Source organism: Paenibacillus sp. MT124, assembly GCF_058792755.1.
In genome coordinates this window covers 4,186,539-4,198,977 of sequence record NZ_CM179500.1, presented here as the reverse complement: position 1 = coordinate 4,198,977, position 12,439 = coordinate 4,186,539, and the positions used below count along the sequence as shown (strand labels likewise).

Sequence of the window (12,439 nt, the reverse complement as noted above, 5' to 3'; positions counted from 1 at the left end):
ACGTGTCTTTATCGTTTTTCTGGAGCCGGGAGTTTCTGACCAATCGGTATTTTCTGTGGCTTCTGTTTTGGTGTAATGCAGTGGGTACCGTGTATGGGTACATATGGTACGGAGATCAGCTGAAATTAACACTGGCGGAACAGCCCATATGGCAGGTTTTGTTTGTTCCGGACAGTCCTACAGCGAGTTTGTTTTTTACCCTTGGTCTTTTATGGGTTCTATATAAACCCAAGTCTGTGGTGCTCAACCGAATCGGACATGTTATTCAAGCTCTTGCTGTGGTTACATCGGTGAAATATGGGGTCTGGGCCGTTTCGATTATTTTTGCGGGTTGGATGCAGGGTGGGTCGCCGCATTGGCAGGACTGGATGCTGATCGCCTCACACAGTGCCATGGCCATTGAAGCTTTGATTTATGTCAGGTTCTTTGGTTTCAGATGGGTAGCGCTGCTTATTGCCAGTCTATGGACGTTATTGAACGATACGATGGACTATACATATAATATTTTCCCTTGGCTGCCTAGTGCCCTCTATGAGCATCTGGATGGCGTACGCAATTTCACTTTCGGGCTTACCCTGGTTAGCATTCTGTGTGCGTGGCTGGCATTAAGACAGGCTAAACGAGCCTGATTTCGCAAGCTTGTTCTAAGTGGCTGTGCCCTGCCATACATTGGTATGGGGGGGGATGTCCATGAAGAGAATGTTCTGGAACAAAACCGGGTTATTGGTAGTATCGTTCATGGCGCTGTTGTTTTGGACGAACTTGTCATACAGTGTATCTGCACAAAGTGAAGGGAATGAAGGGGAAGCGGATCAACAAGCCCTTGTCAACAGTTCCATTCAGCAGCTTAATCAGGAAGCGACATCGCTCTACAGGCATGCCTTGGATCATAATATCGAAGAAGTCAGAAACGGTATTATGCGAATTAGCGAACGACTGGAGCATATTTCGTTTGAAGGTCAGACGACGGTCGAAGGCATCCATGCCTTATCCGAAACGATTGTGGAAGTCAAACAAGCAGCCGTCCGCGTCAAAAGTGATGATACCGGTCTTCAGCAGGCTTCTGCCAAGCTGAGGCTCGCTGCTGACAGTCTTGCGAATCCATCCAAACCCTTATGGCTCCAATATTATAAAATTGTACAAGATGACCTTCAGGCCATATCCACTGCTGTGAGTCAGCATGAGAAAGCAGCAGCACTCACGAGCCGATATGCTTTGCTTGAAGAACACTATGAAACCATTCGACCGGCAGCGATGATTCGCCGTGAACCCTACGAGATCGCTCAGCTGGATGCCTGGTTATCCCATACCAAAGGGCTGACTGGAGCCAAACAGCCAGATATCACTCAGCTGCAAAGCATGATATCCCAAGGCGAAGAACTGGTTAATCAATTGTTTGGTCGCGAGAAGGATGAGAGTGCCTTTGTTCCATTTGTTCAGGGACCGAACCGGAGAGCTGCAGGATTATTCATTACTTCCGTGATTGTGGCCGCACTAACTTATGCAGGATATCGTAAATATCGTGCACAACAGCAAGGCATCTTTCCATTCCGGCGCTGATCATCAACTTCAAACCATCCAAACCAAAGAACCTCTATACCGCAAGGAAGCGAACTGGCTTGTCCTTGGATTAGAGGTTTTTTTGTATATATTTCAGTTGGTTTTTAGGATTCCTTGAAGCCTTCTCCATGGACGTCATGAACATCGCTGATGATAACAAAGGCTCGGGGATCAACAGATCTGACAATAGTTTGCAGTCGCCTGAACTCCTGACGTGAAATAACGCAGTAAGCAACATGTTTGGCTTGCTTGGAGTAGGCGCCAATGGCTGGAATCAGAGTTACACCGCGGTCCATTTCCCGGGTAATCAGATCGGCAATTTCAGGGGCGTGGTCACTAATGATCATGAATGCCCGAGCGGAATAAGCCCCTTCCTGAATGAAGTCAATGACCTTGGAGGCGATAAAGACGGCAACCAGCGTATAGAGTATTTTTTCTTTTGGAATGTAGATTAGTGAAATGCCGATAATAATAAAATCGATACCGAGCAAAATTCGGCCCATGCTCCAACCATATTTTCGATTGAGAATCCGTGCAATGATGTCTGAACCACCTGTCGTACCGCCTGAGCGAAATACGATACCCAAACCAGCCCCGAGAGTGACACCTGCATAAAGGGCTGCCAGCAGGAGATCATTCTCCGTGTGCAGAGGCTCAATCCATCCCGAGTGAATCATTTTCTCAAACAACCACAGAAACACCGTAAGGGCACCAATGCCCACCCCAGTATAGACCATCTGTCTGCCGCCCAATATCTTGAGCCCGATCAGAAATAGCGGGACATTGATAACAAGGGTCGTCAGAGACGGAGAGAGGCCAAACGCATAATTGAGCAGTACGGTAACCCCGGTGACACCGCCCTCCATTAGTTGATTAGGGATAATGAAGTACAGCAGTCCAAAAGCATACAAAGCAGTACCTAGCAAAATAGGGAGAATCAGTTTGATTTGAATCCAAGTTTTGGCAGTGCTCATTAGATCCCTCTCCATATGTAAATTAATGATGAAGCAATACTTGCCATCTTAGTATACCTATTTATTGATTCTTTAAAAATGTTTTGTGCGTCAGGATGGTGGAAGTCAAACTAAATAACTGATATATTAGGAACAAATACGACACAATTTCAAAAGGAGAATCCGTTCTCATGGAGAAAAGCATCGCAGAAATGCAGCGCGAGGTTGACCTCTACATTTCCCAGTTCAAAGAAGGCTACTTCAGTCCGCTGGCCATGCTGGCGCGTATGTCGGAAGAGGTGGGAGAGCTAGCTCGGGAAGTCAATCACGAGTTCGGTGAAAAGCCGAAGAAGGCTTCTGAGGCAGACAATTCCATTGAGCTGGAGCTCGGGGATATTTTGTTTATCACGATTTGTTTTGCCAACTCGCTCGGGATTGACCTGGCACAGGCACACGACAAAGTCATGCATAAATTTAATACACGCGATGCAAATCGGTGGACTCCAAAAAACACCGATTAGGCGTAGATTACATATGCTGTACCATCACCCGATTGGGGAGGGACAGCTTGGATGATGAAGCCGGAAGAGTATATGCAGCAGGCTTACCGCTGTATTTTGCAAAATGATTTTGAGCAAGCGATCCGTTGGTTTGAATCGGCTATTCTTGCTTACCCGGAACATGCGGAGCTTCACTACCGTTGTTCCATTACACATGCCCGCAGCTTGCACCTTGGTCCGGCACTGGAACATGCCCGTAAGGCAGCTGAGCTGTCTAATGGCACAGAAGAATATGTTCTGCATCTGCAGACACTGGAAGCCAAACAGCTAAGTACACAGGCGAAGGTTTTGCTGGAACAGGCTGGCAGCGGAACACACGAACGTTATGTTACGGCTGCTGCTCTGCTGAAAGAAGCGGTTAAGCTTGATCCGCTGTCTGTCGAAGCGCATGTGATGCTTGCGCTGGCCTATAGCGATTTGAATGAATTTGATCGTGCAATCAAGGCTGTTCGTGATGCGATATCGCTGGATCCGCAGAACGCACAATTGCATCAAATGTACCAACAAATTAAGCAGCGTAAGAATTCTATTCAATAAGAAATTCATTTCATCTGAAGCGAAAGCTGACGAAATGAATTTTCTAGTGACTGAACCAACATACAGTGAGGAGATGCAGCCAAGATGAGTGAAGTAATAAGAGTTGCCGTAATCGGAGCGGCTGGCCGAATGGGCCGGGAAGTGGTGAAGCTGGTTCTTCAAGACCCAGAACTGGAGCTTGCTGCCGCGGTTAACCGCTCCGGCGCGGGTATTGATGCCGGAACCCTGGTCGGTCTTCCGGAATGCGGAGTGCTTGTAACCGACGATATCGAAATGGCTTTTGCAGAGACGAAACCGCAGGTCATGGTTGATTTTACAATACCTCAATATGCTTTCGCTCATACAGAACTTGCGATCCGTTATGGAGTCAGACCCGTCATGGGAGTTACCGGCTTCACGACGGAGCAGATCGAACAACTGGACAAGCAGTGTCAGGACAAAGGGATCGGAGGTCTGATTGCCCCGAACTTCTCCATTGGTGCCATTTTGATGATGAGATTCGCGGCACAAGCGGCCAAACATATGCCTAACGTTGAAATCATTGAGTACCACGGGGATCAAAAACTGGATGCGCCTTCAGGAACAGCAATTAAAACGGCTGAGCTGATTGCAGCCAATCGTGAGGAAATCCGTCAGGGCAACCCTAATGAAGAGGAAACCATTGAAGGCTCCCGCGGAGGCTATTATAACGGATTCCGGATTCACAGTGTTCGTTTACCAGGCGTATTTGCGCAGCAGGAAGTGGTATTTGGCGATTTTGGCCAAACGCTCAAAATTCGTCATGATTCATACGAACGTGCAGGTTACATGCCCGGTGTAAAAATCGGTGTACAGAAGGTTATGGAATATACAGGACTCATCTATGGATTTGATCACTTTATCGACTAAAGGAGATTGTCATGTTGAAAATTGCATTTATTGCCCATGATCGCAAAAAAGAAGAGATGGTAAACTTTGTAACAGCTTATGAACCAGTGTTCACAGATCACCAATTGTATTCGACAGGCACTACCGGACTTCGCATTATGGAAGGAACTTCCTTGAAGATTCACCGGTTTGAATCAGGTCCTCTTGGAGGAGACCAGCAGATTGGTGCTTTAGTAGCTCAGAATGAGATGGATCTAATTATTTTCCTGCGTGATCCGCTGATGGCTCAGCCACACGAACCGGATATTAATGCCCTGCTTCGTTTGTGTGATGTACAGGGTATTCCGCTCGCAACCAACATTGCAACGGCTGAAATTCTGGTTAAGGCATTGGATCGCGGCGATTTTGCATGGAGAGAGCTCGTGCATAAATACAAACCGGAAGCTGGAGTCACAACAGGTGATTCCGAATGAGTCTTGATATTCTGATTTTCGGAGCACACGCAGACGATGCAGAGATTGGAATGGCAGGAACAATCGCCAAACATACTGCAGCTGGAATGAAAGTGGGCGTGTGTGATCTGACAAAAGCAGAAATGTCGTCCAACGGGACTGTAGAGCGCAGAGCCGAGGAAGCGGAGGAAGCCTCCCGCGTCCTCGGTCTTTCGTGTCGAACCAATTTGGGCTTGCCAGATCGTGGTTTATACATAACCCCTGAGCACATACAGGCAGTGACGGCCGAGATTCGCAGGCATGCCCCGAAAATTGTATTTGCACCCTATTGGGAAGATCGTCATCCGGATCATGTCATGTGCAGCAAGCTTGTGCAGGAAGCGGTATTCAATGCCAAGCTGCGCAATTATATGCCGGACATGCCTGCCACCCAAGTGAAGGAGCTGTATTTTTACTTCATTAACGATATGGGACCGGTGGATTTGATTGTCGATATTACGGAACACTATGAGCAAAAGGAAAAATCGCTGCTCAGTTATCGTTCCCAATTTGAAATAGGGGCAGGAACGGTGTCTACTCCGTTGAATCAGGGGTATATCGAACGCGTAAGAGCTCGGGACTCCTTGCTGGGTCAGCGGAGTTTGATTTCTTTCGCAGAAGGATTTGCGAGTATTACCCCTTATGTCGTTGGGCAGTTTGGCGCAGCAGCTAGATAATACGTTGCTGTGCAAGCTCTTACCCTAATATGAATATAAATTCCGCCAGCATTACATCAACTCGCGCACGCGGGAGATGAAAGGAGCGTCCACCGGATGGATCAAAAGCTAAAGATTGGTATCACCTGTTATCCGTCCCTCGGAGGGTCTGGCGTTGTCGCAACGGAGCTCGGCAAATTGCTTGCCGAACAGGGTCACCAGGTTCATTTTATTGCGAATAGTATTCCGTTCCGACTAGGAACTTTTCAGAAAAATATTTTTTACCATGAAGTTGAAGTGAATGATTATTATGTATTTCGCTATCCGCCATACGACCTGTCATTGGCAACCAAGATGGCTCAAGTGGCCAAAGCTCAGCAGCTTGATTTGCTGCATGTGCATTATGCAGTTCCGCACGCAGTATGTGCTTTCCTGGCCAAACAGATGGTGGGCGACGATCTGAAGGTTGTTACAACTCTGCATGGTACAGACATTACCGTACTGGCACAGGATGAATCCCTGAAAGATCTCATTCGGCTTGCGATCAACGAAAGTGATGCTGTAACCGCGGTTTCACAGGATTTGATTCGGGAGACGGTTGAACTTCTGGACATTCAACGTCCAATTGATCTGACATATAATTTTATTGATAAACGAATTTATTATCCTCGGGATGCGGTCAGTCTGCGCAGGGATTTTGCGGCTCCAAATGAGAAAATATTGATGCATATCTCCAACTTCCGCCCGGTAAAGCGGACACAGGACGTTGTTGAAGTATTTCGTCAGGTTCAGGAGCAGGTTCCAGCCAAATTGCTGTTTGTTGGAGAGGGGCCGGATTTGCCTAAAATCCAATGGAAAATTAATGAATTGGGTTTGAATGACAAAGTTCATTTCTTGGGTAAACAGGATGACATTGCACAAGTCATATCCATGGCAGACATCCTAATGCTTCCTTCGGAGAAAGAGAGCTTCGGACTTGTGGCCCTGGAAGCGATGGCCTGCGGTGTGCCGACCGTTGGATCACAGGCAGGAGGCATTCCTGAACTCGTATTACACGGGAAAACCGGATATTTATCACCCATCGGCGATACACAGTCCATGGCTGAGAATGCCATTCGCTTGTTGACCGACGATCGACTGGCAGCAGATTTCAGAGAAGCTTGTCTTCATAGGGCACATCATGATTTTTGCAATGATGCCATCCGTCATGAATATGAACAAATATACTATCGGGTACTGGGAAGAGAAGCTCCCAATCTAAAACCCGTTTGCGGTTGAACTTCTATTTATTCAATAGAAGCAGCGATACAGAATGATCAAGCAACAGGCAAGTAATGAGGTGATTGGTTTGGTGCAATGGACAAGGGTTGATCTCGAGATGGCTGAGCAGAGTGAACAGGTGCTGCTTAAGTTGAATGAAGAGGGCTATGATGCGTTTTGGGTTGGTGGCTGTGTTCGGGACGAGCTGCTGGGTCGCAATGTAGATGATATGGATATTACAACCTCGGCATCCCCTGAACAAGTGATGGAACTGTTTGCAGACTGTATTCCGACAGGACTCCAGCATGGAACGGTTACTGTACGTTCAGGGGGGTACTACTTCGAGGTCACAACATTCCGTACGGAATCGGAATACAAAGACAATCGAAGACCGTCTGAAGTCCAGTTTGTCAAGGATATCAAAGAAGACCTTCAGCGTCGTGATTTTACGATGAATGCCCTGGCCATGGATAGAAGGGGTACAATCGTGGATCCTTTTGGTGGACAAGTGGATATTCGTGAAGAACGAGTCAGATGTGTGGGCGCAGCGAGTGAGCGGTTCGGTGAGGATGCGCTTCGCATGCTTCGGTGTGTCCGGTTTGCTTCGGTTTTTGACTTCAGCATTGCCTATAACACATGGAAAGGTCTCATGAGGCAGAGAGACTTGCTGCAACATATTGCCATGGAGCGAGTTCGTACCGAGATGGTTAAGATGATGGCTGGTCCTCATCCGCTGCGAGGTTTGGACTTGCTGCTGCACAGTAAAATACTGGAATATATCAAGGCTCCGGTGCATGGCAGCCGATTCAATAGGAATCTACTACTTCGAATCGGGGAACTGAAAGATAATGATTCCTTACTGCGCTGGTCGCTCTTGCTGATCGCAGGTCAATATAAGAAGGATGAAGCCGATGCTTTACTGCGCAAGTGGACGTTTTCCAACGATGATCGTTTGCGCATTACCGGGGTTTTACAGTTTGATGAGTTACTGAAGACGGTTGTGCAAAACCATAAGGATCAAGTGTCGTTACGGTCTGAGTGGATTAGTGCTGAACTGACGTGCGGACGTCAAGCCGCTGCGGATTGGCTCAAGATTCAACTTATTCTCCCTGCTGGCCATCTCCTTTCCGCTTCAGCAGAGGCATCATACCAAGCGATTCTTGCTAACGCAGCGGATTGGAGTCGATCCATGCCGGTGCATGAGCTGAAGGATCTTCATATTACCGGAGAGAATGTTCTTGGGCTACTCGAGCGCAAAGGTGGACCTTGGCTTGGCCAGTTGATGAAGCATTTGTTACGTGAAACAGCGATTGGAAATATAGCGAATCAGCATGAAGCGCTGACCGCCGAAGTGAAACGGGTGGCTGCAGATGACCAAGCATGAAGAACTGTTACATATGCTCATGAATGCGGATGGACGATTTGTATCAGGGGAAGAGATCAGCCGGAACCTGTCCATTAGCAGAACAGCAGTCTGGAAACATGTGAACAAGCTGCGCGATCTCGGATACGAATTCGAGGCTGTCTCCCGCAAAGGATACCGCCTACTCACGAGACCAGACAGCATTGATGCAGCGGGCCTTCAACTGGCTCTGCAAACGTCTGTCTTTGGCCGTAAAGCACTCATCCTAGATTCAACCTTGTCTACGCAAGGCGATGTTCAGCAAATGGCCGAACAGGGTCAGGCAGAAGGTGCGATAGTTCTTGCCGAGGAACAAACAGGTGGACGGGGAAGATTCGGGCGTAAATGGTTCTCACCTCCTGGCAAAGGGATCTGGATGAGCATATTGCTGCGTCCGGAGCAGCCGCTTCGGAATACGCCACAGCTGACATTACTGACAGGTGTAGCCGTTTGCCGGGCTGTTCGGGCCCATACGGGGGCCGATGCAGGCATCAAATGGCCGAACGATCTCCTGATTAACGGTCGCAAAATGTGTGGCATCCTGCTGGAGTCAGCGGTAGAAGATCATGAACTGCGTTACTGCATTGCAGGTATTGGGGTAGATGTGAATTTTGAACTTACGGACTACCCGGAGGATCTGACGTCCATTGCGACTTCAATCAAAGTCGAGACCGGACAGCAGGTGGATCGAACGAAATTAACTGCTGCCATTTTGAATGAAATGGAACATCTTTACCTTTTGTATCAAAGGGAAGGTTTCGGTGTAATCGCGTCATTGTGGGAAGCTCTCTCCGTTACGATTCATCGGGAAGTGAAGGTTTCGAACCCGCAGGGAGATATTGAGGGAACAGCCATTGGGCTAGATCCTTCGGGGGCTTTGATTGTAGAGAAGAGAAGTGGCGAAAGGATAACTGTAGTATCGGGAGAAATATCATTGATCGATTAAGGAAATTGTCGAATTTCCACTAAAATAATGAACATAACACGTGAAGTTTGGGCTGATCTTTGGTATACTGTGTTCGTGAGGCGATATCGGCTATTGCAGACCGAATTGCACTCCAGCAACAGTATGCCTGATTGGCTTGATCATGAACAGATGCATAGCAAAATGGAAAATGTGTTAAGTGAGTTGTTGGATTCTGCTCTGAGCCGAAGAGGACCGAGACAGAAGGGACGATCGCAAGTGACTCTTTTTTGACTTTTCGGGACTTTTTAGTGGAAAACTAAAAGGTTTTTTTGTTGCGTTCTGAATTGAAAAGGAGAAAGGAGCCATGAAGAAAATGGCTAACAAACAAGCGTTGAATATTGTGAAAATGAAAAAATACAAGCAGGATGGCGTGCCCCTCAGCATGATTACGGCTTACGATTATCCAACGGCCCTGCTTGCGGAAGAAGCAGGCATTGACATGATTTTGGTCGGGGATTCGCTCGGCAATGTAGTGCTGGGTTATGATTCCACCCTGCCTGTGACGATAGACGATATGGTATATCATACCCGCTCTGTTGTAAGGGGTGCAGGAAACACATTCATCGTAGCGGATATGCCGTTCATGACCTATCACGGCAGTGTGGATGAAACGCTGAAGGGTGTTCGTCGTTTGATGCAGGAAGGTCATGCGCATGCAGTCAAAATGGAAGGCGGCGTGGAGATCGCGGATACCGTTAAGGCTGTAGTGCAAGCCGGCGTACCGGTTCTGGGACACATTGGACTGACACCGCAATCGGTGAATCAGATCGGGGGATATCGGATCCAGGGTAAGGATGCAGCAGATGCCAGAAGATTAATGGATGAAGCCAAGGCACTCGAAGCCGCGGGAGCCTTCGGCATTGTGCTTGAACTCGTTACCGAAGAAGTGGCAAGAGCTATTTCGGAGGAACTGTCCATTCCCACTATTGGTATCGGAGCAGGACGTGGATGTGACGGTCAGGTTTTGGTATTCCATGATGTGGTTCAGTATGCCTCTCCATACATGCCGAAACGCTTTGTTAAAACATACGGCGATGTAGGTACGCTGATTCGTAACAGCATTGGAGCTTATGTCAAGGAAGTCAAAGACCGTTCCTTCCCTGCGGAGGAACATGTATTTACTGCCGCAGACGGCGTTGTGGAGCAGCTGTATGGACATCGCAAAGAAAAGGTGGAGAGCAACTCATGAAAGTGATTCGGACCATCACAGAACTTAGACAGGAAATTGGTTTGAAGCGTCAAGCTACACAATCCAGAGAGTCTATTGTAGGCTTGGTGCCTACGATGGGATATCTTCATGAAGGTCATGCAAGCCTGATGCATGCTGCCAAACAGCAAAGTGATATTGTCGTATTAAGTATTTTTGTAAATCCGATTCAGTTTGGGCCAAATGAAGACTTTGACAGCTACCCTCGGGATGAAGCCAGAGATGTGGAGACGGCGCGTGCGCAGGGAGTGGATATCGTATTTATTCCCTCCGTTGAAGAGATGTATCCACAGCAGACACAAACAACAGTATCGGTGTCAAGTTTGACTGACCGGCTGTGCGGTGCTTCCCGTCCAGGACACTTTGACGGAGTGACAACAGTGGTGTCGAAGCTGTTTAACATTGTCCAGCCACAGCGCGCATTTTTCGGAATGAAAGACGCACAGCAGGTAGCAGTCATCCAGCAAATGGTTAATGATCTGAATATGCCTGTTGAGATTGTTCCATGTCCGATTGTACGGGAGCAGGATGGCTTGGCACTTAGTTCGCGTAATGTCTATTTGAGTGCTGAAGATCGTCAGGAAGCTTTGGTCCTGTCCAAGGCGCTGCGTGCGGCTCAAGAAGCAGTGGATACAAGTGCTGATACGACTGCTGCGGATATACGGCGTATTCTGCGTGAGAACATCGGGCGTTCCTCCCGTGCTGTTATTGATTATGCCGAGATTCAGGCTTTTCCGAGTCTGGAGCCGCTTGCTGATGATGAAAAAGTGCATGGACGAGATGATATCCTGATTGCGCTGGCTGTGAAATTTGGCAAAACGAGACTGATTGATAATACAAGATTGCAAAGAGCGGAGGTACTGTCCCATGTTTAGAACATTGATGAAGTCCAAAATTCACCGTGCCACCGTTACTGAAGCCAACCTGAATTATGTGGGGAGCATTACCATTGATGAAGATCTGATGGAAACGTCTGATCTGATGGAAAATGAAAAAGTACAAATTGTAAACAACAACAATGGTGCACGGCTCGAGACCTATGTAATTCCCGGACCACGCGGCAGCGGAGTAATCTGTCTGAATGGTGCAGCTGCACGGCTTGTGCAGCCAGGAGACACGGTTATTATCATTTCATATGCAATGATGTCTCAGGAAGAAGCGAATACGCACAAACCTACTGTGGTTTTTGTGGACGGTCAAAACAAACCTGTGCAAACCATGAAGCAGGAAGTTCACGCGACAATTATGTAATCCACTGGTAAGGGGAATGAAATCGGTCCACCTTGCAAAAAATGAGTACAGGTCACGCACTAATCCATTTTTTCAAGGGTGGGGATGCATCGATGTTCCAGCATGTTTTCGCCGAAATGAACGACATGTTAGATGAAATTATCAAGCGCTACCCTTCCGCTGAAGGTCTGAACAAACAGGAACTGCTGCAAAAGTGGAACTTGCTGAAGCGGATGAGTGACGGGATGATTGATGAGTGGCTGATGTTTGAGGAGAAGATGAGTCAGGTCAGGGATTTAGAACAGCCGGTGGCACTCCAACCGGAACAGGAAGCCGTCACGGCTCTGCCTGAAATCCATTTGGAATCCTTTAGTCGCGGTCAGGGATACTTCAAGTTACAGATGTATCCACAGGCGATTGTGCAGTTCTCACAAATTATTGCCGAATATCCGGATAGTGCACTGACTCGGTACTATCTGGGACTTGCGCATATGAACCTCAATCAAACCGCGGAAGCGGGAAGTCACCTGCGGCTCATCGTGCACCTGAATGGTTCTCCGAGGCTGAAGGGGTTAGCCTGTAATGCACTGGGCTGCCTCGAAGCCAAGATGGCGAATCCCAAAGGAGCATGTTCCTTGTTTGCACAGGCACTCCAGCATGACCCGACGTTGACCGAACCGTTGTATAATATGGAAGCCTGCAGGCTGAACAGCGGACAACTGCAATATGGAATAAGCTGACCGTACTTG

Annotated in this window: 15 protein-coding genes; 14 read left to right on the top strand and 1 reads right to left on the bottom strand. The window is 47.9% G+C overall.

From position 1 onward, the window contains the following. Nucleotides 1–2: 2 nt before the first annotated feature. Both AC3RCI_RS18870 and AC3RCI_RS18865 read left to right on the top strand, forming a co-directional pair. Nucleotides 3–629 (top strand): DUF1405 domain-containing protein, encoded by a 627-nt coding sequence (locus AC3RCI_RS18870; protein WP_492525992.1) that lies wholly within the window; start codon nucleotides 3–5, stop codon nucleotides 627–629. Between the two features lie 61 nt (nucleotides 630–690). Further along, nucleotides 691–1,560, top strand: a complete 870-nt coding sequence (locus AC3RCI_RS18865) for a sporulation protein YpjB (RefSeq protein ID WP_492525990.1) — start codon at nucleotides 691–693, stop codon at nucleotides 1,558–1,560. 104 nt (nucleotides 1,561–1,664) lie between these two features. Here AC3RCI_RS18865 and AC3RCI_RS18860 read toward each other — a convergent pair whose 3' ends face one another. Further along, nucleotides 1,665–2,534: a YitT family protein gene (locus tag AC3RCI_RS18860; protein WP_154895635.1), complete on the bottom strand. Its 870-nt coding sequence runs from the start codon at nucleotides 2,532–2,534 to the stop codon at nucleotides 1,665–1,667. Nucleotides 2,535–2,704: 170 nt separating this feature from the next. Here AC3RCI_RS18860 and AC3RCI_RS18855 point away from each other — a divergent pair, with 170 nt between their 5' ends. The 12 genes from AC3RCI_RS18855 to AC3RCI_RS18800 all read left to right on the top strand — a co-directional run bounded on the left by AC3RCI_RS18855 (nucleotide 2,705) and on the right by AC3RCI_RS18800 (nucleotide 12,430). Next, a complete protein-coding gene (locus AC3RCI_RS18855) occupies nucleotides 2,705–3,034 on the top strand; it encodes a nucleotide pyrophosphohydrolase (protein WP_056696770.1) in 330 nt (109 codons plus the stop codon). A 51-nt stretch (nucleotides 3,035–3,085) separates the two neighbouring features. Then, nucleotides 3,086–3,610, top strand: coding sequence for a tetratricopeptide repeat protein (locus AC3RCI_RS18850; protein WP_336780751.1), 525 nt, complete (start codon nucleotides 3,086–3,088; stop codon nucleotides 3,608–3,610). Nucleotides 3,611–3,694: 84 nt separating this feature from the next. After that, nucleotides 3,695–4,498 carry a 4-hydroxy-tetrahydrodipicolinate reductase gene (gene dapB / locus AC3RCI_RS18845; RefSeq protein ID WP_095292823.1) on the top strand — a complete coding sequence of 268 codons (804 nt, stop codon included), beginning with the start codon at nucleotides 3,695–3,697 and terminating at the stop codon, nucleotides 4,496–4,498. Between the two features lie 11 nt (nucleotides 4,499–4,509). After that, a complete protein-coding gene (gene mgsA, locus AC3RCI_RS18840) occupies nucleotides 4,510–4,950 on the top strand; it encodes a methylglyoxal synthase (RefSeq protein ID WP_095292821.1) in 441 nt (146 codons plus the stop codon). Further along, the gene (gene bshB1 / locus AC3RCI_RS18835; RefSeq protein WP_336780753.1) at nucleotides 4,947–5,645 is read left to right on the top strand and encodes a bacillithiol biosynthesis deacetylase BshB1; all 699 of its coding nucleotides are present in this window, start codon (nucleotides 4,947–4,949) and stop codon (nucleotides 5,643–5,645) included. Before mgsA ends, bshB1 begins: the two co-directional genes overlap by 4 nt. Before the next feature lie 96 nt (nucleotides 5,646–5,741). Beyond that, nucleotides 5,742–6,902: an N-acetyl-alpha-D-glucosaminyl L-malate synthase BshA gene (gene bshA / locus AC3RCI_RS18830; RefSeq protein WP_336780754.1), complete on the top strand. Its 1,161-nt coding sequence runs from the start codon at nucleotides 5,742–5,744 to the stop codon at nucleotides 6,900–6,902. Between the two features lie 34 nt (nucleotides 6,903–6,936). Next, nucleotides 6,937–8,268 carry a CCA tRNA nucleotidyltransferase gene (locus AC3RCI_RS18825; protein WP_492525988.1) on the top strand — a complete coding sequence of 444 codons (1,332 nt, stop codon included), beginning with the start codon at nucleotides 6,937–6,939 and terminating at the stop codon, nucleotides 8,266–8,268. Next, nucleotides 8,255–9,232, top strand: coding sequence for a biotin--[acetyl-CoA-carboxylase] ligase (locus tag AC3RCI_RS18820; RefSeq protein WP_492525986.1), 978 nt, complete (start codon nucleotides 8,255–8,257; stop codon nucleotides 9,230–9,232). Before AC3RCI_RS18825 ends, AC3RCI_RS18820 begins: the two co-directional genes overlap by 14 nt. Nucleotides 9,233–9,566: 334 nt before the next feature. Next, nucleotides 9,567–10,442, top strand: a complete 876-nt coding sequence (gene panB, locus AC3RCI_RS18815; protein WP_336780843.1) for a 3-methyl-2-oxobutanoate hydroxymethyltransferase — start codon at nucleotides 9,567–9,569, stop codon at nucleotides 10,440–10,442. Further along, nucleotides 10,439–11,335 (top strand): pantoate--beta-alanine ligase, encoded by an 897-nt coding sequence (gene panC, locus AC3RCI_RS18810; RefSeq protein ID WP_492525984.1) that lies wholly within the window; start codon nucleotides 10,439–10,441, stop codon nucleotides 11,333–11,335. Before panB ends, panC begins: the two co-directional genes overlap by 4 nt. Beyond that, a complete protein-coding gene (gene panD, locus AC3RCI_RS18805) occupies nucleotides 11,328–11,711 on the top strand; it encodes an aspartate 1-decarboxylase (RefSeq protein WP_095292807.1) in 384 nt (127 codons plus the stop codon). Before panC ends, panD begins: the two co-directional genes overlap by 8 nt. 92 nt (nucleotides 11,712–11,803) lie before the next feature. After that, nucleotides 11,804–12,430 (top strand): tetratricopeptide repeat protein, encoded by a 627-nt coding sequence (locus AC3RCI_RS18800; protein WP_095292805.1) that lies wholly within the window; start codon nucleotides 11,804–11,806, stop codon nucleotides 12,428–12,430. Nucleotides 12,431–12,439 lie beyond the last annotated feature (9 nt).

Coding starts and splice junctions, on each gene's coding strand:
- AC3RCI_RS18865 (WP_492525990.1), top strand. CDS start 691: ATGAAGAGAATGTTCTGGAACAAAACCGGGTTATTGGTAGTATCGTTC.
- AC3RCI_RS18860 (WP_154895635.1), bottom strand. CDS start 2,534: ATGAGCACTGCCAAAACTTGGATTCAAATCAAACTGATTCTCCCTATT.
- AC3RCI_RS18855 (WP_056696770.1), top strand. CDS start 2,705: ATGGAGAAAAGCATCGCAGAAATGCAGCGCGAGGTTGACCTCTACATT.
- AC3RCI_RS18850 (WP_336780751.1), top strand. CDS start 3,086: ATGATGAAGCCGGAAGAGTATATGCAGCAGGCTTACCGCTGTATTTTG.
- dapB (WP_095292823.1), top strand. CDS start 3,695: ATGAGTGAAGTAATAAGAGTTGCCGTAATCGGAGCGGCTGGCCGAATG.
- mgsA (WP_095292821.1), top strand. CDS start 4,510: ATGTTGAAAATTGCATTTATTGCCCATGATCGCAAAAAAGAAGAGATG.
- bshB1 (WP_336780753.1), top strand. CDS start 4,947: ATGAGTCTTGATATTCTGATTTTCGGAGCACACGCAGACGATGCAGAG.
- bshA (WP_336780754.1), top strand. CDS start 5,742: ATGGATCAAAAGCTAAAGATTGGTATCACCTGTTATCCGTCCCTCGGA.
- AC3RCI_RS18825 (WP_492525988.1), top strand. CDS start 6,937: ATGATCAAGCAACAGGCAAGTAATGAGGTGATTGGTTTGGTGCAATGG.
- AC3RCI_RS18820 (WP_492525986.1), top strand. CDS start 8,255: ATGACCAAGCATGAAGAACTGTTACATATGCTCATGAATGCGGATGGA.
- panB (WP_336780843.1), top strand. CDS start 9,567: ATGGCTAACAAACAAGCGTTGAATATTGTGAAAATGAAAAAATACAAG.
- panC (WP_492525984.1), top strand. CDS start 10,439: ATGAAAGTGATTCGGACCATCACAGAACTTAGACAGGAAATTGGTTTG.
- panD (WP_095292807.1), top strand. CDS start 11,328: ATGTTTAGAACATTGATGAAGTCCAAAATTCACCGTGCCACCGTTACT.
- AC3RCI_RS18800 (WP_095292805.1), top strand. CDS start 11,804: ATGTTCCAGCATGTTTTCGCCGAAATGAACGACATGTTAGATGAAATT.